This window comes from Falsiroseomonas stagni DSM 19981, assembly GCF_900114315.1.
Lineage (GTDB): Bacteria > Pseudomonadota > Alphaproteobacteria > Acetobacterales > Acetobacteraceae > Falsiroseomonas > Falsiroseomonas stagni.
On sequence record NZ_FOSQ01000001.1, the window covers coordinates 710,372 to 729,735 of the forward strand.

22 protein-coding genes are annotated in these 19,364 nt (G+C 73.8%); 4 read left to right on the plus strand and 18 right to left on the minus strand.

The features are described from left to right. Nucleotides 1-96: 96 nt before the first annotated feature. The 11 genes from ychF to BM041_RS30410 form a co-directional block, all read right to left on the minus strand. Nucleotides 97-1,191 (minus strand): redox-regulated ATPase YchF, encoded by a 1,095-nt coding sequence (ychF, locus tag BM041_RS03315; RefSeq protein WP_092955417.1) that lies wholly within the window; start codon nucleotides 1,189-1,191, stop codon nucleotides 97-99. A 4-nt stretch (nucleotides 1,192-1,195) separates the two neighbouring features. After that, entirely contained in the window at nucleotides 1,196-1,666 is a 471-nt protein-coding gene (locus BM041_RS03320) for a hypothetical protein (RefSeq protein WP_092955420.1), read from the minus strand. Next, nucleotides 1,666-2,241: an aminoacyl-tRNA hydrolase gene (gene pth / locus BM041_RS03325; RefSeq protein WP_092957420.1), complete on the minus strand. Its 576-nt coding sequence runs from the start codon at nucleotides 2,239-2,241 to the stop codon at nucleotides 1,666-1,668. Before pth ends, BM041_RS03320 begins: the two co-directional genes overlap by 1 nt. Before the next feature lie 105 nt (nucleotides 2,242-2,346). Then, nucleotides 2,347-3,051, minus strand: coding sequence for a 50S ribosomal protein L25/general stress protein Ctc (locus BM041_RS03330; RefSeq protein WP_092955423.1), 705 nt, complete (start codon nucleotides 3,049-3,051; stop codon nucleotides 2,347-2,349). A 134-nt stretch (nucleotides 3,052-3,185) separates the two neighbouring features. Beyond that, the gene (gene soxZ, locus BM041_RS03335) at nucleotides 3,186-3,509 is read right to left on the minus strand and encodes a thiosulfate oxidation carrier complex protein SoxZ (RefSeq protein ID WP_092955426.1); all 324 of its coding nucleotides are present in this window, start codon (nucleotides 3,507-3,509) and stop codon (nucleotides 3,186-3,188) included. Next, nucleotides 3,506-3,943, minus strand: coding sequence for a thiosulfate oxidation carrier protein SoxY (locus tag BM041_RS03340; protein WP_092955429.1), 438 nt, complete (start codon nucleotides 3,941-3,943; stop codon nucleotides 3,506-3,508). Before BM041_RS03340 ends, soxZ begins: the two co-directional genes overlap by 4 nt. Continuing rightward, nucleotides 3,943-5,214, minus strand: a complete 1,272-nt coding sequence (locus BM041_RS03345; RefSeq protein WP_092955432.1) for an NAD(P)/FAD-dependent oxidoreductase — start codon at nucleotides 5,212-5,214, stop codon at nucleotides 3,943-3,945. Before BM041_RS03345 ends, BM041_RS03340 begins: the two co-directional genes overlap by 1 nt. Before the next feature lie 11 nt (nucleotides 5,215-5,225). Next, nucleotides 5,226-5,519, minus strand: a complete 294-nt coding sequence (locus BM041_RS03350) for a c-type cytochrome (protein ID WP_217648599.1) — start codon at nucleotides 5,517-5,519, stop codon at nucleotides 5,226-5,228. 80 nt (nucleotides 5,520-5,599) lie between these two features. Beyond that, nucleotides 5,600-6,760, minus strand: a complete 1,161-nt coding sequence (locus tag BM041_RS03355) for a YeeE/YedE family protein (RefSeq protein WP_092955435.1) — start codon at nucleotides 6,758-6,760, stop codon at nucleotides 5,600-5,602. 62 nt (nucleotides 6,761-6,822) lie between these two features. Continuing rightward, nucleotides 6,823-6,951, minus strand: a complete 129-nt coding sequence (locus BM041_RS31740) for a hypothetical protein (protein ID WP_281244493.1) — start codon at nucleotides 6,949-6,951, stop codon at nucleotides 6,823-6,825. Next, the gene (locus tag BM041_RS30410) at nucleotides 6,948-7,106 is read right to left on the minus strand and encodes a hypothetical protein (protein WP_175533695.1); all 159 of its coding nucleotides are present in this window, start codon (nucleotides 7,104-7,106) and stop codon (nucleotides 6,948-6,950) included. Before BM041_RS30410 ends, BM041_RS31740 begins: the two co-directional genes overlap by 4 nt. 235 nt (nucleotides 7,107-7,341) lie before the next feature. On the opposite strand from BM041_RS30410, the gene BM041_RS03365 reads away from it, so the two are divergent. Then, nucleotides 7,342-8,202, plus strand: a complete 861-nt coding sequence (locus BM041_RS03365; protein WP_175533696.1) for a TauD/TfdA dioxygenase family protein — start codon at nucleotides 7,342-7,344, stop codon at nucleotides 8,200-8,202. 154 nt (nucleotides 8,203-8,356) lie between these two features. Here the strand turns inward: BM041_RS03365 and BM041_RS03370 are convergent, their stop codons facing one another. Beyond that, a complete protein-coding gene (locus BM041_RS03370) occupies nucleotides 8,357-9,079 on the minus strand; it encodes an SDR family oxidoreductase (protein WP_092955443.1) in 723 nt (240 codons plus the stop codon). Then, nucleotides 9,076-9,885 (minus strand): alpha/beta fold hydrolase, encoded by an 810-nt coding sequence (locus BM041_RS03375; protein ID WP_092955445.1) that lies wholly within the window; start codon nucleotides 9,883-9,885, stop codon nucleotides 9,076-9,078. The genes BM041_RS03370 and BM041_RS03375 overlap by 4 nt, the downstream gene beginning before the upstream one ends. Nucleotides 9,886-9,968: 83 nt before the next feature. On the opposite strand from BM041_RS03375, the gene BM041_RS03380 reads away from it, so the two are divergent. Both BM041_RS03380 and BM041_RS03385 read left to right on the plus strand, forming a co-directional pair. After that, on the plus strand, nucleotides 9,969-11,114 hold the full coding sequence (locus BM041_RS03380) for a cation:proton antiporter domain-containing protein (protein WP_092955448.1): 1,146 nt from the start codon (nucleotides 9,969-9,971) through the stop codon (nucleotides 11,112-11,114). An 89-nt stretch (nucleotides 11,115-11,203) separates the two neighbouring features. After that, entirely contained in the window at nucleotides 11,204-11,698 is a 495-nt protein-coding gene (locus tag BM041_RS03385; protein ID WP_175533697.1) for an NAD-binding protein, read from the plus strand. A gap of 3 nt (nucleotides 11,699-11,701) precedes the next feature. Here the strand turns inward: BM041_RS03385 and BM041_RS03390 are convergent, their stop codons facing one another. The 5 genes from BM041_RS03390 to BM041_RS03410 form a co-directional block, all read right to left on the minus strand. Then, nucleotides 11,702-12,877 carry a M20 aminoacylase family protein gene (locus BM041_RS03390; protein WP_092955450.1) on the minus strand — a complete coding sequence of 392 codons (1,176 nt, stop codon included), beginning with the start codon at nucleotides 12,875-12,877 and terminating at the stop codon, nucleotides 11,702-11,704. A gap of 15 nt (nucleotides 12,878-12,892) precedes the next feature. Further along, the gene (locus tag BM041_RS03395) at nucleotides 12,893-13,549 is read right to left on the minus strand and encodes a DUF1028 domain-containing protein (RefSeq protein WP_092955452.1); all 657 of its coding nucleotides are present in this window, start codon (nucleotides 13,547-13,549) and stop codon (nucleotides 12,893-12,895) included. A gap of 149 nt (nucleotides 13,550-13,698) precedes the next feature. Beyond that, nucleotides 13,699-14,289 (minus strand): cytochrome P460 family protein, encoded by a 591-nt coding sequence (locus BM041_RS03400; protein ID WP_092955455.1) that lies wholly within the window; start codon nucleotides 14,287-14,289, stop codon nucleotides 13,699-13,701. Between the two features lie 60 nt (nucleotides 14,290-14,349). Further along, entirely contained in the window at nucleotides 14,350-15,048 is a 699-nt protein-coding gene (locus tag BM041_RS03405; RefSeq protein WP_217648600.1) for a glutathione S-transferase family protein, read from the minus strand. Further along, nucleotides 15,045-17,234, minus strand: a complete 2,190-nt coding sequence (locus BM041_RS03410) for a hypothetical protein (protein WP_092955458.1) — start codon at nucleotides 17,232-17,234, stop codon at nucleotides 15,045-15,047. The genes BM041_RS03405 and BM041_RS03410 overlap by 4 nt, the downstream gene beginning before the upstream one ends. Nucleotides 17,235-17,465: 231 nt before the next feature. Here BM041_RS03410 and BM041_RS03415 point away from each other — a divergent pair, with 231 nt between their 5' ends. Beyond that, nucleotides 17,466-19,361 carry a hypothetical protein gene (locus BM041_RS03415; protein WP_092955461.1) on the plus strand — a complete coding sequence of 632 codons (1,896 nt, stop codon included), beginning with the start codon at nucleotides 17,466-17,468 and terminating at the stop codon, nucleotides 19,359-19,361. The last annotated feature ends 3 nt before the right edge of the window (nucleotides 19,362-19,364 follow it).

Here is a 19,364-nt window from a genome sequence, read left to right on the forward strand (position 1 = left end):
CCCCCGCAAGCGCGGGGGAGGGAGCGTCCCATACTCCCTCCCCCGCGCTTGCGGGGGAGGGTCGGGGTGGGGGTCTCCGCTACCTGCGCAATCCCCTCAAACGTTGAACCGGAACAGCAGGACGTCGCCGTCCTTCACCACGTATTCCTTGCCCTCGACGCGCATCTTCCCCGCTTCCTTGGCGCCCTGCTCGCCACCCAGCGAGACATAGTCATCATAGGCCGTGGTCTCCGCCGCGATGAAGCCACGCTCGAAATCGCCATGGATGACGCCCGCCGCCCCCGGCCCCTTGGTGCCGCGGATGATGGTCCAGGCCCGCGTCTCCTTAGGCCCCACCGTGAAATAGGTGATCAGGCCGAGCAGTTCGTACCCCGCCCGGATGATGCGATCGAGCCCGCTATCGGCAAGGCCCAGCGACTCCAGGAAGTCCGCCCGGTCCGCATCCGCCATCTGGCTGATCTCGGCCTCGATGGCGGCGGAGACGATGACGGCCTTGGCCCCCTGCGCCTTCGCCATCTCGAACACCCGCGCGCTGAACGCATTGCCGCTGGCGGCGGAGGCCTCCTCCACATTGCAGACATAGAGCACGGGCTTGGAGGTCATGAGCTGGAGGCGACGCACCGCCTCCTCCTCCCCCTTCGGGATCGCCGTGCGGGCGGGGCGGCCTTCCTGCAGCGCCGCCAGGATCGGCTCGATCAGCGCCATCTGCGCCGTCGCTTCCTTGTCGCCGCCGCGCGCGCGCTTCTGCAGCCCGATGACGCGCTTCTCCAGGCTGTCGAGGTCGGCCAGCATCAGCTCCGTCTCGACCGTCTCCGCATCCCGCACCGGATCGACGCTGCCCTCGACATGGGTGATGTCGTCATCCTCGAAGCAGCGCAGCACATGGACGATCGCATCCACCTCCCGGATATTGGCCAGGAACTGGTTGCCCAGCCCCTCGCCCTTGGAGGCGCCGCGCACCAGCCCGGCGATGTCCACGAATTCCAGGCTGGTCGGGATGATCTTCTGCGACTTGCCGATCTTCGACAGCACGCCAAGCCGCGGGTCCGGCACCGCCACGCGGCCCACATTCGGCTCGATCGTGCAGAAGGGGTAGTTGGCGGCCTGGGCGCTGGCCGTCGCGGTCAGCGCGTTGAACAGGGTGGACTTGCCGACATTGGGCAGGCCGACGATGCCGCAATTGAAGCCCATGGGATCAGGATTCCTGAGAAAGCAGCGCGCAGAGATCGGCGGCCAGGGTGGAGGCGGCGATGCGCGCCGCCGCGTCATCGGTGCGGAAATCGAGCGCCGCGGAACGCAGCAGCGGCGCCAGCGTCCCCGCCGGCAGGCCGACGCGCTTGGCGGCATCGGCGATGCGGATGGCGTGTTCCTGCGGGCTGCGGTTCTCCGCCAGCAGCGCCGCGGCATCGAGCGCGAGGGCGGCGCGCAAGGCGGCCTCACCGGCGGTGTGCAGCACCATGCGCAGGCGGCGCACATCGGAAATCGGCTCCGCCGCCGCCACGCCGGGCGGGTTGGGGTTGCCGGTGGCGCGCAGCGCGGCCGCCGCCTGGGCCAGCGCCTGGGCTTCGCGGATCAGCCCCGCGGCCAGCGCCGCGGCGCCATTGGCGAAATCCTCGGGGCCGGGGCCGCCGAAATCCCCGCCGAACATGGCTTCGTCGTTTTCCATCACGCTGGTCCTTGCTGCGTCAGAAGCGCCACGCGCGTCATGAAATCCTCGGCCTTGCCGCCGGCCAGCAGCGGCGCGGCATCGGCCACCGCGTCCAGCAGCGGCTCCACCCAGGTATCGACCTTGGCGAAATTGCCCAGCACATGGCCATGCACCCGGTCCTTGTGGCCGGGATGCCCGATGCCGAGCCGCACGCGCCAGAAATCCGGGCTGCCGAAGGCGCGCTGCATGTCCCGCAGGCCGTTATGGCCGGCGGCACCGCCGCCCTTCTTCACCCGCACCTTGCCCGGCGCCAAATCCAGCTCGTCATGGAAGGCCCAGACATCGGACGGCGCCAGTTTCAGGAAGGCGGCAGCCTGCTGCACGGAATCGCCGCTGGCGTTCATGTAGGTCTCGGGCTTCAGGGCGAGCACCTTGGTGCCGCCGATCGCGCCTTCGGCCACCAGCCCCTTGAAGCGCTTGCGCCAGGCGGAGAAGCCGTGGCGGCGGGCGATGGCATCCATCGCCATGAAGCCGATGTTGTGGCGCTGTTTGGCGTGTTCCTGCCCCGGATTCCCGAGGCCAACCCACAGCAGCGCCACGACATCCTCCGCCAGCGGGGCCGGGCGGGCCGGCCCCTGCGTCGAGACAAAAGGCCGGGCCCGCCCCGCCTTTGCTGGCGGGGCGGCCCCGGTCGGGTTTTACTTCTTCTTGGCGGGCGCGGCCGGCTTGGCAGCGGCGGCCGGCGCGGCCTTGGCGGGGGCAGCCTTGCCGCCCTTGCCCTTGGCCTTCGGGTCCGCCACCGGCGCGGCGACGACGGGCGTCAGCGACTCATCGGTCGTCGGCGCGGCGACGGTCGCCACGACGAAGTCGCGGCCGACGATCACCGGGCGGGCGCCGAAATTGTCCTTGATCGCGGACCAGCGCAGGCTCTCGCCCACCTTGGCTGCGGCCAGGTCGATCTGGAAGCTGTCCGGGACCTTGTCGATCTCGGCCATCACCTCGACCTCGCGCCGCACCACGTTCAGGACGCCGCCGGCCTTGATGCCGGGGGAGGTGTCCTCATGCAGGAACGTCACGGGGACGCGCACGCGGATACGGGCGCCGGGGGCGACGCGCTGGAAATCGACATGGATGGGGCGGTCGGTCACCGGGTCGAACTGCACGTCGCGCATGATCGTGCGCTCCGTCGGGCCGTCCTTCACCGCAACCTCATAGAGGTGCGACTGCCAGCCACCCTTGGTCAGTTCCTTCATGACGTCGCGCGGGTCGAGCGACACGAGCGTCGCCTCCTGCTTGGCGCCATAGACGACACCGGGGACAAGCCCCGAACGGCGGGTCGCGCGTGCTGCCCCCTTACCTGCGTGCTCGCGCGCCACGGCCTCGATCCGTACTGTCTGGACCATTGCCAGGCTCCTTTGAAAAGAAAAGCGCCGGCCTCCAGGGGTGCCGACGCCGGGGGACGCCTAGCTTAAGGGCCGCGCGAACGCAAGGCTTGGCGGCAGGAAGCGGCCTTCCAGGCCGGATTCAGCCGCCCCTTCTACCCCACGGTGACCCTGGCCTGCGCCCGCGCGCTGCGCCCCTGTTCATCGGTCCAGGTGAAGACCAGTTCGCTGGTGCGGTCCAGCTTCAGGAAGAACACGTGGTAGGGGTTGGCGGAGGTCCCGTTGCGGAATTCCGCCTGGAAGGCCAGCGCCCCGTTCACCGAGACAGTGAGCCGCTGCAGCATGTCCCGCGGCGCCGTCCGGCCGCCATCCTGGCGCAGCCCCGTCTCCATCGGGTGTTCCATCAGGGCGCGGATCTCCACCGCCTCCCCCACCCGGGCGCTGCGCGGGACGCGGATGCGCGGTGTCGCGAGGGTCACGAGAGGCACCCCCCGGTCGTCACGCGCAGCTCGGCGGCCGTCCGCCGCACCGTGCCGTCGCTCATCGTCGCGACGGCGATGATCCGCTGGTCCTCCGCCAGGCGGATGCGCGTCTGCACCTCCGCCCGCGCCATCAGCGGCGTCAGCCGGAAGCTCGCCACCCCCGGCGTCGGGTTGCGGGTGGCGAAGACATGGATGGCGGTCACATGCGCCTCCGCCGTCTGCGGGCTTTCCACCAGCACCGTCACCGGCACCTGGCCGCCATTCTCCGCGACCGGGGGCGCGCGCAGCGTGATGCCGCCCTCGGTGGCCGGCGTGTCGCCCACCTGCTCCCGGATCGCGGCCGCCACCGCATCCTCCTGCGCCACCGCCGCGCCGGGCAGCGCCAGCAGCAGCAGGCCGATTGCGGCGCGCCGGGGCAGGGGGGTGTTCATCAGGCGAACATGTCCTTCGTGATGCTCTCATACCAGCTGTCGGCATAGGTCGCCTCCAGCCGCCGCTGTTCCGGCAGATCCCCCCGCGGGGAGACGCCGCCGGAATTCGGCACCTCCACGATCGCCGTGCCTTCCGCATTGGGGCGGAAGATGCCGACGATGGAGATCCCGTAATCCTCGCCCACATGGCTGTAGCAGGTGTTGTAGTAAAGGGCCTGGGGAGGCGCTTCGCCGCGCAGCGACGCCACCGCGCTCGCCACCGCCTGCTTGGCGGTGCTGTTCGCGATGTAGCCGGATTTCGGCATCGGCCCCGGGATGTTGGCATCCCCCACCACATGGATGCCCGGCGCCACCCGGCTTTCCAAGGTCACGGGGTTCACCGGCGCCCAGCCGGACTGGTCCGTCAGCCCGGCCTCGATCGCGATGCGCGCGGCCGATTGGGGCGGGATGACGTTGGCGACGTCCACCTTGTGGCGGGTGCCGAATTCCGTCTCCAGCACGCGTTCCGCCGCATCCACCCGCGTCACGCGGCCATCGCGGTTGGCCGGCACCCATTCGATCATGCCGGGATAGAGGGCGTTCCACCCATCCTGGAACAGCCCCTGCTTGCTGAAGGCATCCTTCGCATCCAGCGCCAGGATCTTCGACCGAGGCTTGTGGCGCTTCAGGTAGGCCGCGATCATGCTGATGCGCTCGTAAGGGCCGGGCGGGCAGCGGAAGGGGTTGCCGGGGATGGCCAGCCCCACCACCCCGCCATCCGGCATTTCCTCCAGCTGCCGGCGCAGCAGCAGGGTCTGGGCGCCATCGCCGGGGACCCAGGCATGGGGCAGGCGCTCGGATGCCGCCTCGTCATAGCCCTCGATCGCGCCCCAGCGCAGCGCGATGCCGGGGGAGAGGATCAGCCGGTCATACGCCAGCGTCTCCCCGCCGCCGAGCCGCACGCGCTTCGCGGCCGCGTCGATGCCCGTGGCCCAGTCATGCACCACGCGGACGCCCCGGGCCCGCAGCCCGTCATAGCCATGGGTGATGTCACCCATCTGCCGCACGCCGCCGATGACGAGGTTGCCATAGGGGCAGGTGACGAAGCGCGTCTTCGGCTCCACCAGCGTCACCGCCAGGTCCGGGTAGCGGCGGCGCGCGAAGGCGGCGGCGGAGGCACCGCCGAAGCCGCCCCCCACCACCAGCAGCCGCGCCTGGCCCTGGGCGCGGGACAGGGACGGGGTGGCGAGGAGCGCGGCGGCGCCCAGCAGCGCGCCGCGGGAGAGGGTCATGGTCCGGTTCCTCAGCGCGGCAGGCGGGCGAAATGGTCGGCGGCGGCGGCGATCTCGGCCTCCGTGTAGCCGCGGGCGACGCGGCCCATGATGGTGGCCGGGCGTTCATTCGCCCGGAAGGCCGCCATCAGCGCCACCAGCTCCGCCCGGTCCCGCCCCGCAAGCGCCGGCACCCCGCCCGCGCCGGCGCCATTCGGCCCATGGCAGCCGATGCAGCCTTCCGCCACCAGCGGCGCCTGCGCGCGCGCCCCGGCCAGCGGCAGCCCCGCCGCCAGCGCGGCGGCGACCAATGTGATGCGGATCATGGTTCATTCCCCGGCGACATTCGGCGTCGTTCCTCGGCAGTTGCTACAATGCACGAATTAACGGTGTCAAATCCACCGTATCACGCACGCCCCAGGCCGAAGAGGGGCCGCAACCGCAGCCCCACCGCATTCCCCAGCAGCGCCGGCCCGATCCACACCCAGCCATGCAGGCTGCCGGAGGCGATGCCCCCAAGATAGGCGCTGATGTTGCAGCCCGAGGCCAGCACCGCCCCCACCCCCAGCAGCAGCCCCCCCAGGATGGAGGCTGCGGCCTCCCCGGCCCTCGGCCAGCGCCAGCCCCCCGCGCGCCCCGCCAGCGCCGCCGCCAGGAAGGCGCCCGCCATGAGGCCGAGATCCATCAGCGTGGTCCGGTCCGCCAGCAGCGGCCGCAGCAGCGCCTCCGTCCGGGTCGGGTCCTCCCAGAAGGGCCAGAAGGCGGGATCGTCCCAGCCCAGCGCCTCCACCGCCTTCGAACCCCACAGGGGAAAGGCCGCGGTGATCGCCCAGGGCCGCCCCGCCAGGAACAGCGTCAGCACCGACAGCCCCGCCAGCGCCACGGCCCCCCAGGCCATCGGCCAGGGCCCGCGCCACAGCACGGCGGGGAAGGGGGCGGCGGGGCGCCAGGCCATGCGTTCCACCCCGCCATGCCGCGCCTGCTCGATCGCGCGGGACGCGGCCCAGACCAGCGCGAAGACCGCCAGGCTGAGCCCGACCGCCGGCCAGAGGCCCAGCGCTGCCGGCAGCGACAGCGGCGCCAGCCCCGGCCAGCCCGCCCATGCCTCATGCTGCCAGGCCGCCAGGGTCGCTCCCGCCACGAAGGCCGCCAGCGTGATCCACATCCGCGCCCCCTGGCCCCCGGCGGCCGTGTAGAGCGTGCCGGAGGCGCAGCCGCCGCCGATCTGCATCCCGATCCCGAACAGGAAGGCGCCCAGCAGCAGCGCGACGCCGGTCGGAAAGACGAAGCCCCGCACCGGCGCGCCCAGCAGGCTGCCCGCGTCGATCGCCGGCAGCATCAGCAGGGTCGCGATCGCCAGCAGCACCATCTGCGCCCGCAGCCCGGCGCCCCGCCCCTCCGCCAGCAGGCGCCGGAAGGCGCCGGCGAAGCCGAAGCTCGCCTGGAACAGCGCGAGGCCCAGCGCCGCCCCCAGCAGCCAGAGCGCGCCCTGCCGCCAGCCCGCATCCTGCGCCAGCCAGGCCGCGCCACCCGCCACCAGCAGCGCCGCCCCCGCCACCTTCACCACCGCCCAAGCCCTTCCCGGTTTGGCGCGAGATAGGGGAGGCGCCGCCCCAACGGAAGCGTGGCCTACAGGACCACGGTCGCGGCCAGCAGCGCCCCCATCTCCTCCTCCTCCTCCGGCGGCGGGGCGGTGAGGAGGATGGCGATCAGCCAGCCCAGCATCGCCGCGGCGGCGATGGCGGCGGCCTGGGTCACGGCCGGATCAGCCCGAGTGCCGCCAGCGCCGCCGCGGTGGTGCCCATCACAAGCAGCGCCCGCAACGCCAGCGCGCCGGGACCTTCCAGGAATTGCGTGAGGCGGTCGGTGAGCGGCGCGGCGCGCGGCCGCCGCGGCGGGGGGAATTCAGCCATGGGCGGATGTTCCACGATCATGGTCGCCATATCAAGTGTTACACGTCATTGCGTCGTTTTTATTTGATCGGACGCTCGGATATGGTGGACTCGGCGGCCCGAAGCGGTGTATCCGAATTCCACGATGCAAGAGGGGTTTTCATGCCGGGCTGCAGGGACGCGATCCGCAAGGGGTGTTGACGCTCCAGCCGCGCCCGCCCCGCCGCCCCCCATGTCCGCCTGGAACATCGCCGCCATGTCCTCCCTCCCCGCCGCCATCCTCGATGCCCGCCCCGCCGCGCTGTCCGCCCGCGGGCTGGAAACGCGGCCCCTGCATCCCGCCTTCGGGGTGGAGATCCTCGGCCTCGATGTGACGCGCGACCTGGATGAGGCCGGCGCCGCCGCGCTCCGCCAGGCGCTGGAGGCGCATGAGGTGGTGGTGCTGCGCGGCCAGGCGCTGGATCCCGTGCAGCAGGTGGCCTTCACGGCGCGCCTCGGCACCCTGTCCCGCCACCCGCTCTCCCGCCTCGCCTTGCCCGGCCTGCCGGAGGTGGTGCTGGAGCAGGACGAGCCCGATGACCGCCACGCCCAGTGGCATGCGCACATGACCTGGGCGGCGGAGCCCAGCCGCTATTCCGCCCTCTTCGCCGCGGCGATCCCGGCGGAGGGTGGCGTCATCGCCTTCGCCTCCCAGGTCGCGGCCTATGCGCGGCTCGATCCCCATCTGCGGGAGCGGATCGAGTATCTGGCGGTGGAACACGCCCATCCCCGCGGCCGCGCCGCCGGCCTGGCCCCTGTGGTGCATCCGCTGGTGCGGATCGACCCCGCCACGGGGCGGCGCGCGCTGGTGCTGGACCACGACACCACCGCGCGGGTGCGTGGCTTGCCGGAGGGAGAGGGCGCGGCGCTGCTGCACCGCCTGCTGGGCGCGGCGACGGACCCCGCCATCACGCTGCGCCATCGCTGGCGGGAGGGGGATCTGGTGGTCTGGGACAATCGCGCCGTCCTGCACCGCGCCGCCTTCCCGGCCGCCTGGCGCCTGCACCGCACGATGGTGCGCGGCAGCCGGCCGCTGGGGCCGGCGGACCTGGTCACGCCCTGGGTTTCGGCGGGGTAGGCGGGCGGGGGGAGCGCTGCTCCCCCCGGACCCCCCTCGCCAGGGTCCAACGGGACCCTGGACCGCGAGGTTTTTGACTGATGACGGTCCAGGAGGCTCTGCCTCCTGGCGGATGGGGTCTGGGGAAGGCAGCGCCTTCCCCAGCATCACCCGATCAGACCGGCGCCAGCCCCACCGTCATCCCCCCGCAGACATACAGCACCTGTCCCGTCACGAAGCCCGCGCGGTCATCCAGGAAGAAGTGGACGCCATGCGCCACATCCTCCGGCGTGCCGAGCCGCTTCACCGGCACCCCCTCGATGATCGCGCGGGTGCGCGGGCTGTTGTCCGGGTTGGCGCGGCGGAACAGCTCGGTCGCGATCGGCCCCGGCCCGATGGCGTTCACCGTGATGCCATCGGCCGCCAGTTCCAGCGCCCAGGTCCGCGCCAGCCCGATCAGCCCCGCCTTGCTGGCCCCATAGGCGCTGCGCAGTTCCTTCCCCAGCGCGGCGCGGGAGGCGATGTTGACGATCCGCCCGAAGCGCGCCGCGCGCATCGCGGGCAGCAGCGCCTGCGCCGCCAGCAGGGCGCTGCGCAGGTTCACATCCATCACCGTCGCCAGGTCTTCCGGCGTCGTCTCCTCGATGCTCGCGGGCTTCACCACGCCGACATTGTTCACCAGCCGCAGCGGCGCGTGCTTCGCCGCGACCTCCGCCAGAACGGCACGCGCCGAGACGAGGTCAGCGAAGTCGCAACTGAAGAAGATTTCGCGCGGCAGCGGCTCCTCCGGCGCCCGCAGGTCGAGGTTGACCACGGAAAACCCTGCCTCCACCGCGCGCCGCGCGATGGCGCGGCCGATGCCGCCGGAGCCGCCGGTGATGAGGACCGCGTCGCTCATTTCCAGCCTTCCTCCACCCAGGCCAGCAGACGGTCCGCCAGGTTCTCCCAGCCCCGGTCCAGCATCATCGCATGCGCCATGCCGTCCAGCAGGGCGAAGGGCGCGGCGTGCCAGGCGGCGGTGCGCACCACGGCGTCGGGCGGCACCAGCGGGTCCCGCCGCGCGCCATAGATCACGGCGGGCTTGCCCACCCCCCAGGCCGGCGGCACGGGTTGCGGCGCCTGCGCTTCCAGCAGCGCGCTGCGGCTTTCGGCGCCCATGCGGGCCAGGTGCCGCAGCGCCAGCGCCTCCGGCATCGCCGCGCTGAACAGGGCGCGCTTCAGCAGGGCGGCGTGGGCCAGGCCCGCGCCCGGTTCCGTCATCCGCGCCACCGCCCGCCACAGGGGCGGGTCCGCCATCGCCAGCCGCCAATTGGCCCAGGCCAGGCCCTCCGGCGGCGCCGGCGCCAGCAGCGCGATGCCAGCCACGCCCGGCTCCGCCAGCAGCCGCTGCGCGACCAGCCCGCCCAGCGAATGCCCGACGATCACGACGGGCTGCCGGATCGCCGCGATCGCCGCGCGCGCGTCATCGGCGAAATCCGCGATGCCCGCGGGGCGCTGCGCCGTGCCGCGGTTGAAGCCCGGCGCGAAGGCGCGGAAGCCGGCCTGCGACAGCCGGGCGCCGAAACCTTCCGCCCAGACCCAGGGGCCGCAGGCCGCGCCATGCAGCAGCAGCAGCGCCGGCGCGCCGGGGCGGGGCGCGGGCGGGTCCCAGGCCAGCATGGAGCCTCGGGCGTAGATCAGGTCGAAGGGGTCGGGCGCGCGCATCCCGGCGATGGTGGCAAGGTGGCGCCCAACCCGCAACCCGAGGCCCTTGCGGGCGTGGCGGCGTCCTCCGCTATGGTCGCGCCATGCCCCATGGACCCGACCCCATGCTGGCGACCATCGTCGCCTGCATCCTGTTGGCCTTCATCCTCGGCAGCCTGGCGCGCCTGCTGCGCCTGCCGGCGCTGATCGGCTACATCGCCGCCGGCATCGTCATCGGCCCCTGGCTGCCGGGATCGCTGGCGGAGCGCGGCATGGTCTCCGCCATGGCGGAGATCGGCGTGGCGCTGCTGCTCTTCGGCGTGGGCCTGCATTTCAAGCCGGCGGACCTGCTGGCGGTGTGGCGGGTCGCGGTGCCCGGGGCGGTGCTGCAGATCGCCCTCGCCTTGGGGCTCGGCGCCCTGGTGGGGCAGGGGTTGCTGGACCTGTCGCCGGGCGCCTCGATCGCCTTCGGGCTCGCGCTCGCCATCTCCTCCACCGCCGTGGCCACGCGGGCGCTGGAGGAACGCGGCAAGCTGGGCGGGCCGCCGGGGCGGCTCGCGCTCGGCTGGCTCGTGATGCAGGACCTCGTCGTGGTCTTCGCCCTCGTCCTCCTGCCTGCGCTGGCGGGCGGCGGGGATGGGCAGGGCGTGGTGCTGGATATCGGCAAGGCCGCCGCCTCCCTCATCGCCTTCGCGCTGGTGATGGTCCTGGCCGGCCGCCGCGCGCTGCCCTGGGCGCTGGTGCGCGTGGCGCGCGGGGGCTCGCGCGAACTCTTCACCCTTGCCGTCCTGGCGGCGGCGCTCGGCGTCGCGGTGCTCGCCTCCTCCCTCTTCGGCGTCTCCTTCGCGCTCGGCGCCTTCTTCGCCGGCATCGTGCTCGGCGAAAGCGATGTCGGCCACCAGGCGGCGGCGGAGGCGACGCCGCTGGCCCGCATCTTCTCCGCCATCTTCTTCGTCTCCGTCGGCCTGCTGCTCGACCTCAGCCTGGTGGCGGCCGAGCTCCTGGCCGCCCTCGCCTCCGTCGTCGTCGTGCTGGTCGGCATCGGCGGCGGCGCCCTGGCCGTGATGCTGGCCTTCCGCGTGCCGCCCCGCATCGCGCTGGTCGTCGCCGCCGGCATCGCGCAGATCGGCGAATTCTCCTTCCTGCTGACGGAGGTCGCGATCCGCCACGGCCTGCTGCCGGATGGCGTGCGCGGCCCCATCCTGGTCGCCGCCGTCGCCAGCATCATCGCGACCCCCCCCTGCTGCTGAAGGGGGCGGAGGCGCTGGCGCCCTGGCTGGAGAAGCGCCTGGCCCGCCCCGCGGCGCGCCCCTCGCCGCCACCGTCACTCCCCTGGCCGGTGCCGGAGCAGCACGCCATCGTCGTCGGCTCCGGCCGCGTCGGCAGCCTCGTCATCGCCGCGCTCCGCCGCCATCATTTGCCGCTGATCGTGGTGGAGGAGGATCGCGCCGGCGCGGAACGCCTGGTCGCCCAGGGCATCCCCGCCATCTGGGGCGATGCGACGCGGGAGGAGGTGTTCCACGCCGCCGCGCCCGAACGCGCCCGCCTGGTCATCGTCGCCTTGCCGGACGCCCCCCAGGCGCGGGAGGTGCTGCGGCTGGCCCGCGCCGCCCGCCCGGGCATCCAGGCCGTGGTCCGCACCCATACGGATGAGGAAGCGACCTGGCTGGAGCAGGAGATCGCCGGCACCGGCCTGGTGCTGATGGGGGAACGTGAGACCGCGCTTGGCATGGCGGACTATGCCATGCAGGCCCTCGGCGTCGCCGCCAGCACGGCCCAGGCCACGGTCGATGTCCTCCGCCGCCGCGCGATGGAGGACATCGCCGGAGGGTAGGATCTACCCCCGGGGCATCTCCTGCTCCACCAGCGTCGCGAAGTAGCTGGCGCCGACCGGCAGCAGATCGTCGTTGAAGTCGTACTGCACCGTATGCACTGGCGCCGAACCCTTCACCCCCGCCGCCTGGCCGAGCTTGAGGTAGGCGCCCGGCCGGTCCAGCAGCATGAAGGAGAAATCCTCGCCGCCCATCACCGGCGGCATGTCGCGCCGCACCTTGCCATCTCCCAGCACGCTCGCCGCCGCCCGCGCCGCGCGGCGCGCCTGGTCCGCGTGGTTGATCGTGGCGGGATAGCCGCGCTGGTAGGTGAACTCCGCCACCGCGTCATGCGCCGCCGCCGTCGCTTCCACGACACGCCGCATCGACGCCTCGATCAGGTCCTGCACCTCGGCCTTCAAGGTCCGCACCGTGCCGCAGAGCTGCGCCTCGTCCGGGATGATGTTGGTGGCCGTGCCGGCATGGAATTGCGTGGTGGAGATCACGGCGGATTCCAGCGGATCCACCCGCCGCGCGACGATGGTCTGCAAGGCCGCCACGATATGCGCGCCCACCACGATGGGATCGATGCCCCCATGCGGCCGCGCGGCATGGCCGCCCTTGCCGCGCACGGTGATGAAGAAGATGTCGCTCGCCGCCATCATCACATCGTCCCGCACATCGGCCTCGCCCAGCGGCAGCGACGGGTCGTTGTGCACGCCATAGACGGTATCGCAGGGGAAGCGGGCGAAGAGGCCCTCATCCATCATCACCTTGGCCCCCGCGCCGCCTTCCTCCGCGGGCTGGAAGATGAAATGCACCGTGCCGTCGAAGTTGCGGGTCTCCGCCAGGTACTTGGCCGCGCCCAGCAGCATGGTCGTGTGCCCGTCATGCCCGCAGGCATGCATCCGGCCGGGATTCTTCGAGGCATAGGGAAGCCCCGTCGCCTCCGTCATCGGCAGCGCGTCCATGTCCGCGCGCAGCCCGATGGTGCGGCCCGAAGTGCCGGCGCCGCGCAGCACGCCGACCACGCCGGTCTTGGCGATGTTGGTGTGCACCTCGATGCCCCAGGAGGCGAGCAGCTTCGCCACCTGCTGCGCCGTCCGGCTCTCCTCGAACCGCAGCTCCGGATATTCGTGCAGGTCGCGGCGCCAGGTCTCCATCTCGGGCTGGAGGTCGGCGATGCGGTTGATGACGGGCATGAGGGTCTTTCCCTGTCAGAGGGCGATGGCGTTGTCGGGATCGGTCACGCGGACGACATAGGCATCGACCAGCGGCGCATATTCCTCCCACAGCGCGCGCAGCGCCGGGATCGGCTGGTCATGGCCATCGGCCCGCAAATCCACCAGCGCGAAATCATGCGCGCCGAAGACCAGCAGGCTGGCGGAGCGCACCGCGCCATGCTCGCCGCCCGCGGCCTCGCCCGCTTCCAGCCCGCGCAGCAGGCGCTCCGCCAGCGGCAGGCCGGGGTCGGCCGCGAAGGCGGCCGCCATGGCATCGGGCACGCGGCTCGACGACAGGATGTTCCCGATGGCGACGACATCCTTCGCATGCGCCGCGCCATGTTCCGGCTTCACCCGCGCGCCATGGAAATGCGCCGTGCGCCCCGCGGCATCGATCGCCGCCAGTTGCCGCCATGGGTGATCCGGCGTGGAGGCGACGAGCGCCGCGATGGTCTGTTCCGCCGTGCAGCCGGACCGTAGCAGCCCGATGCCGCGCGGGCCGAGCCGCGGGTCCGTCCGGTGCTGCGTCAGCACCGCCCCCACGCCGGGCGCCACCGCATGCACCCGCGCCCCCACGGCCAGCGATGATGTCGTGGCCGCGGCCCCGAACTGCCCCGTGCGCGCGCAGCGCCCGATCAACGAAAAGGTCATGAATTGAAGCCCTCAGACGGCGGGCGCGGCCTCCGGCCGCTTGCCTTCGCGCCTACGCGCTGTAGCGCCCGCCGGCAAGGGCGGCCTGCGCGCGCGGGCCGCTGTGCGGCCCGAAAAAGAAGGAAGTGGCGTGGGCGCGCGCGGCCTTGTCACCGCCTGGCCACCGCATGGTCCCAGTAGGTGAAGGTGAAATCCTGCTGCGCGCGGGCGCCGAGGTGACAGCCGAAGCACGAATTCATCGATACGTTGCGCCGCGCGCCCGCGCCGTCGAAGGCCGCGTATTCCCAGTTCCCGTTGCGCTGGTCCGGCCCATAGCCCTCGCCCCAGCCGGCCTCCTTCTGCTGCACGCCGAGTGCGATCCAGCCGGGTTCCGGGATGAAGCGGCCGGAGGTGTCCAGCAGCGGGTTGCCCTGCGCATCCAGTCGCGCACGGGTATCCGCCATGATGAGCAGCGTGCCCATCGGCGCCGGCTGCCCGGCCCGCGTCGCCGCATAGGCTTCGGGGTTCACATACATGTGGCGGATGATCTTGCGGTCCGCCTTGTCCACCGTGGCGTAGCGGATGAAGCGGGCCTGCCAATCCGCCGGCAATTCGATGTTGTGCGGCCCGGGCGTGTAGGGCGCCCTCGGCTGCGCTCCGGCGCCCATGCCGCCCACCGCCACCAGTCCCAGCGCCACGGCACCCGCCAGCATGGAAACCCGCATGGACCGCTCTCCCCGAGCCTCGTTGATGCCACGCATCAGGCCATGGCGCGGGGGGCGCTGCCAATCTTCTTTATTTGATCCCTCAGTCGAAGGCCCTCAATCGAAAGCCGGCACTTGGCGCGCCATGCCGTCGTGCAGATCCAGCATCCGCTGCCGCCAAGCCTCCACGGGGTCATCGGAGGCCAACAGATGAAAGGGGCTGACGCAGCGCGCCCATTGGAAGCAGCCCATCACGATCGCATCGGCGTAGAGCGGCGCCTCCCCCGCGAGGAAGGGCTGCGTCCGCAGCACCATCCGCAGCGGGTGCAGCGCCTGCCGGAACGCCTCCACCCGCGTATCCCGATCCGCCTGCGCCGCTTCCAGCGTCATGCCGAAGCGCTTCTCCCGGCTCGCGCGGAAATAGGCATGGTCCTTCGCATCCAGCACCGGAAGGATATCCGCCACCACCAGCCGCGCGATGCCCGGCACCACCACGGCGTCCGCAAAGGCATTGACGAAGCGCGCCAGCGCCCGGCCGGGATCGGCGCCGAACAGGCTCGGCCGCTCCGGGTAGGTGTCCTCCAGGTATTCGGCGATGGCCCAGCTATCGGCCACCGCGCGGCCACCATCGACCAGCACCGGCACCTTGTCGGCCCCATGCGCGCGGATCGCGTCGGTGTCCGTGAAGCGCCAGGGCACCCCCTCGAACGCCAGCCCCTTCGCCGCCAGCGCGTAGCGGATGCGCCAGCAATAGGGGCTGAAGCGCCGCGCCGGGTCGGCCCCGGCCAGTTCGTACAGCATCATGCCCATGGTCATTCCCCGATATCCGTCTCGCCCAACTCGGCCAGGCGCCGGGCGATCTCCCGCCGGTCCTCGCCGGGCATCGCGGCGCGCGCGCGCAGCGCCGCCACCAGCTCCGCCCGCCGTCCCTGCCGCGCCAGCAGCGCCTCGAAGCGCGGGCGCCAGCCGGCGCCCAGCACCTCATCCGCCACCCGTGCCAGCAGCGGCCGGGCTTCCGCCGGCGCCGCGCCCAGCAGCAGGAACAGCGTGCCTTCCTGCTGCGGGCGCGCCAGGCGGGGCAGCAGCGCGCGCAGGCTCGCCTCCCCCTGCGCCGGCCCATCCGCGCGGTACACCGCCAGCGCCTGCGCGGGGCCGAAGCGCGCCGGCTCCGCCTCCGCCCGCCTTGCCAGCAGCGGCACGGCATCGCGCGGCGACAGCACCGCCAGCAGCGCCAGCCGCGCCGTGGTGCCTTCCGCCGCCGCCTGGCCGGCCTCCGCCTCCCGCCGCAGCCGCCGCAGCGCGGGGTGCTGCGCCAGCTGGGGCAGCTGCGCCGCGACGGCGCCGATTTCCGGCACCGCGGCCAGCAGCAGCACGATGCGGTTGCGCGCCTCCTGCTCCGACGCCCAGTCCAGCATGTCGAGTGCGAGGCCGAGGCTGCCGGTGCCGAGTGGCCGGGCCAGCGCCGCCGTCACCCGCGCCTCCTCCGGCGTCCAGCCATCCGGCCAGTCGCGGCGGGACCGCAGCGCGGCCGCGCTCGCATCGGCCAGGGCGGCGTCGCGCCGCCGCGCCGCCAGGGACAGCGCTTCGACCAGCTCGCCGGCCCCCGCCGGCCCGCCTTCCGTCAGGAAGCGCGCCGCCTCCTCCCCCCGTTCCTCCGCCAGCGCCAGCCGCAGCCAGGCCTCCCCGGCCGCCATGCCATCCGCCCGGTGGCGTTCCAGCAGCGCCAGCCCCGGGCCGCCGCGCGCCGGCGCCATGGACAGTTCCGCGAAGAGCCGCAGCGCGCCGGGATCGGGGCGCGCGCCCTGCAATTCCCGCCGCAGCCGGTCCCAGGCCGCCTGGTCCTGCCCGGCATCGCGCAGCACCAGCGCCAGGCCGCGCGCGCCGTCCGTGCTGTTGGGCGGGCGTCCCAGCGCCAGCTCCGCCAGGCGCCGCGCCGCCGCCCGGTCGCCGCGCGCCAGCGCGACCTGCGCCGCCATCTCGGGGCGAGGGGCCAGGCGCTGCGGGTCGATCCGGCGCGGCAGCTCCGGCCGCTGCGCCAGCCGCGCGGCCTCCGCCAGCCGGGCGGGCAGCGCGGCGGGCCAGGCTTCCGCGGGCAGCAGCGCCGCGACCTCGAAGGCCTCGTCCAGCCGTCCCTCCCGCAGCGCCAAATCCACCAGCAGCGCGCCGGCGCCGGCGGGCAGGCCATCCGTGGCGCGCAGCGCCAGCAGCCGGGCCAGCGCCGCGCCCCCCCAGCCTGCCCGCGCTTCCGCCTGCGCCAGGGCGAAGGCGGTGGCGGGGTCGGCCTGGGCGGGCAGGGGCAGGCCTTCCAGCAGCAGCAGCGCCAGGTCGGGCCGCGAATCTCCTATCAGCACGCGGCGCAGCGCCTCCAGCAGGTCCGGCGCCGCCTGGAACAGCGTGGCGCCCAGCGCCCGCAGCGCGATCCCCGGCTCCGGCAGCCGAACCGCCGCCTGCACCGTGCGCAGCGCCAGTTCCGGCGTCGGCCGCCGCGCCAGCGCCTGCATCAGGCCGGAGACCGCGCCCGCCGCGTCGCCCCCCTCGATCCGCAGCGCCGCCAGGCGCAGCGCCTCCGCCTCCGTCGTCGCGCCGATGGCGGAAAGCCGGTCCAGCGCCGCCCGCGCCGCCGCCTGGTCGCCGAGGTCCGTGCGCAGCTCCATCGCCTCCCGCAGCGGCGCGGGCTCCCCGGTCAGCGCATGCAGCCGTTCCAGCGCGATGGCCAGTTGCAGGGGCCGGTGCGTGGTCCGCAGCTGGTCGGCCAGCCGGCGCAGCGCCTCCGCATCCATCGGCCGGGCGGCGGAGGCGCGTTCCAGCGTGGCCGCGGCGCGGTCGGCCGGGGAAGGCGGTGCTTCGACGAAGCGGGCCGGGCGCGGCGCGCTGGGGGCGGGCAGCAGCGCCATCGCCCCGATCGCCGCCAGCGACGCGGCCGCGAAGGCCAGCGCGAAGTGCCGGCCATCGCGGGCCGGCAGGCCAGGCGGGATATCGGGGGGCGCGGCGGTGGCGGACATCGGACCCGGATCGGTGGCCCGCAACACCTACCCGCCCCGCCCGCCCCCCGCCAGGGGCAAGCAGCCTGCCTGCGGCAGGGGGGGGTATGCAGCCCTGGCGCTGGCCCATCCTTCCCAATAAGCATCTGTTCATGCGACGGTCGTGCCCATCCCGCGGGCCGGATGGCGACCGGGGCTGGCGATCGGGGCTCGCATGAGGGCAGGGACGGGGATGGTGGCGGGGATGCTGGCGTGAAGATGCCGACCGCCTCGTCGGGCCGGCGCCGCGACCCAGCCCCGGCCGAGAGGGCGCCGGAGGCCACGCCACCGGCCGCGCGGTCGCGCCCGGCCCCCGCGCCGGAACCCCGCCCCGCGCTCCGCCGGGTGGATGCGCGGATCGAGCCGGGCCTGGAGTCGCTGGCGGAACCGGTCATGGCGCCGCGCGGCAAGCTGTCCGGCGCCGATCCCTGGGCCGCCCATGCCGCCATGGCCGGGCTGGAAGGCGCGGGTTCCCCGGTCCCGGCGCGCAACGCCGCGACCACGCCGCCGCCGCGCGCCACGCCGCTGATCCGCCCCGAACCCTCGCCCCGCCAGGCCCCGCCGGCGGCGCCTGTGGTCGCCCCAGGGGCCGCCTCTTTGGCAGCACCGCCCCCCGCCGCGCCGCCAGCGGAACCCCCCGCCGCGCCGCCGCGCCACCGCCTGCCCTGGTCCCGCGCGCCGAAGCCGGCGGAGGCCGCGGCGGACCGGCTGCGGGCGCTGGGCGGCAAGGCCGGCCTCGCCCCATCCTCCGAACCCGCCCCGCCGGAGCCCGCCCCAGGGCAGGCCCCGGCCCCCGCCACGCCACGCGCCGCCGGCGGCGCCGACCTGCCGCTCCGCCCCCTGCTGGAAGGCTTCGGCGCGCTGGTGGCGCTGCTGCTGCTTGACCTCGTCATGCGGGGCAACGGCTTCGGCGGCTGGCCGGTCTCCCCCTTCGCGCTGCCGGTGCTCTATGTCGCGGCGCGGCATGGCCTGGTGCCCGGCGTCGCCGTTGCGCTCACCGCCGGGCTGCTGCGCATCGGCATCGCCTTGTCGAGCGAAGCCTGGACCGCCAATGCCTGGGTGGAGCCCCTGGCCTGGCCCTGCGCCGCGGCGCTGGTGGGCTTCTTCACCGACCGCGCCCGGCAGCGGGCGGAGGCCGCGGACCAGGCCGCCGCCGGCGCGCTGCTGGACCGCGCGGCCATCGCCGAATCGAATGACCGGCTGGCCGCCCGCGCGCTCGAACTCGATGCCCGCCTCGGCGCCCGCCTCCAGGCCGCGACGGCGGTGTTCGAGGCGTCCCGCGCCCTTGGCCACGGGACGGAAGGCGTGATCCGCGGCGCCACCGGCCTGCTGCGCGCCGCCACCGGCTGCACCGCCTGTTCCTTCTGGCTGGCGGAGGACCACACGCTGCACCTGGTGGCGTCCGAGGGCTGGCCCGCCGATGCGGCGCTCTCCCACCATTTCCTGCGCGGCCCGCTGGTGGATGCGATGGAGCGCGGCCGCGGCGCCCTCGTCGTCACCCGCCCGGCGGACCGCCTGGCGCTGGCGGGGGAGGGGATCCTGGCCGCCCCGGTGCTGTCCCCCTGGGACGGCCTCGTGCTCGGCATGGTCAAGGTGGAGGATATCGGCTTCGCGGAACTCGCGCTGGACACGGTGGCGGCGCTGGAAGCGGCGGCCGGCTGGCTCGGCGCCGCGCTGGCCGATGCAAGGGCGCGGGAGGCCGCCGATGCCGCCGCCGCAGCCGCCGGCGGCGCATTGCCCGGCGGCGGCATGATGGTCGCCGGGGATGATGCCGCCCGCGCCGTCGCCGCCATGGCGACGCTGGCCCGCCGCGTCGGCTTCGACCTGGCGCTGCTCTCCGCCCAGATCCCCGCCGGCCCCCGCGCCGCCGCGGCGCTGGAGGCGACGCGCGCCGCCATGGCGGAGACCTTCCGCGGGTCCGATGTGCTGGTGGAGGCGCGGCTCGACGAGCGCCGCCTGTCCGTCCTGCTGCCCGCCGCCGGGCTGGGGGGCGCGGAGATCGCGGCCGCCCGGCTGCGCGCCCTGCTGGCTGAACGCGCCCCCGCCGCGACGGCGCAGGTGATCGTCGGCGTCGCGCTGCTGAACCAGGCCGGCGCCCCGCGTGGCTGACCC

What these genes read in the sequence shown, in the direction of transcription:
- ychF (WP_092955417.1), bottom strand. Translation starts at nt 1,191, where the DNA reads ATGGGCTTCAATTGCGGCATCGTCGGCCTGCCCAATGTCGGCAAGTCC.
- BM041_RS03320 (WP_092955420.1), bottom strand. Translation starts at nt 1,666, where the DNA reads ATGGAAAACGACGAAGCCATGTTCGGCGGGGATTTCGGCGGCCCCGGC.
- BM041_RS03330 (WP_092955423.1), bottom strand. Translation starts at nt 3,051, where the DNA reads ATGGTCCAGACAGTACGGATCGAGGCCGTGGCGCGCGAGCACGCAGGT.
- BM041_RS03340 (WP_092955429.1), bottom strand. Translation starts at nt 3,943, where the DNA reads ATGAACACCCCCCTGCCCCGGCGCGCCGCAATCGGCCTGCTGCTGCTG.
- BM041_RS03345 (WP_092955432.1), bottom strand. Translation starts at nt 5,214, where the DNA reads ATGACCCTCTCCCGCGGCGCGCTGCTGGGCGCCGCCGCGCTCCTCGCC.
- BM041_RS03350 (WP_217648599.1), bottom strand. Translation starts at nt 5,519, where the DNA reads ATGATCCGCATCACATTGGTCGCCGCCGCGCTGGCGGCGGGGCTGCCG.
- BM041_RS30410 (WP_175533695.1), bottom strand. Translation starts at nt 7,106, where the DNA reads ATGGCTGAATTCCCCCCGCCGCGGCGGCCGCGCGCCGCGCCGCTCACC.
- BM041_RS03365 (WP_175533696.1), top strand. Translation starts at nt 7,342, where the DNA reads ATGTCCTCCCTCCCCGCCGCCATCCTCGATGCCCGCCCCGCCGCGCTG.
- BM041_RS03370 (WP_092955443.1), bottom strand. Translation starts at nt 9,079, where the DNA reads ATGAGCGACGCGGTCCTCATCACCGGCGGCTCCGGCGGCATCGGCCGC.
- BM041_RS03375 (WP_092955445.1), bottom strand. Translation starts at nt 9,885, where the DNA reads ATGCGCGCGCCCGACCCCTTCGACCTGATCTACGCCCGAGGCTCCATG.
- BM041_RS03380 (WP_092955448.1), top strand. Translation starts at nt 9,969, where the DNA reads ATGCCCCATGGACCCGACCCCATGCTGGCGACCATCGTCGCCTGCATC.
- BM041_RS03390 (WP_092955450.1), bottom strand. Translation starts at nt 12,877, where the DNA reads ATGCCCGTCATCAACCGCATCGCCGACCTCCAGCCCGAGATGGAGACC.
- BM041_RS03395 (WP_092955452.1), bottom strand. Translation starts at nt 13,549, where the DNA reads ATGACCTTTTCGTTGATCGGGCGCTGCGCGCGCACGGGGCAGTTCGGG.
- BM041_RS03400 (WP_092955455.1), bottom strand. Translation starts at nt 14,289, where the DNA reads ATGCGTGGCATCAACGAGGCTCGGGGAGAGCGGTCCATGCGGGTTTCC.
- BM041_RS03405 (WP_217648600.1), bottom strand. Translation starts at nt 15,048, where the DNA reads ATGACCATGGGCATGATGCTGTACGAACTGGCCGGGGCCGACCCGGCG.
- BM041_RS03410 (WP_092955458.1), bottom strand. Translation starts at nt 17,234, where the DNA reads ATGTCCGCCACCGCCGCGCCCCCCGATATCCCGCCTGGCCTGCCGGCC.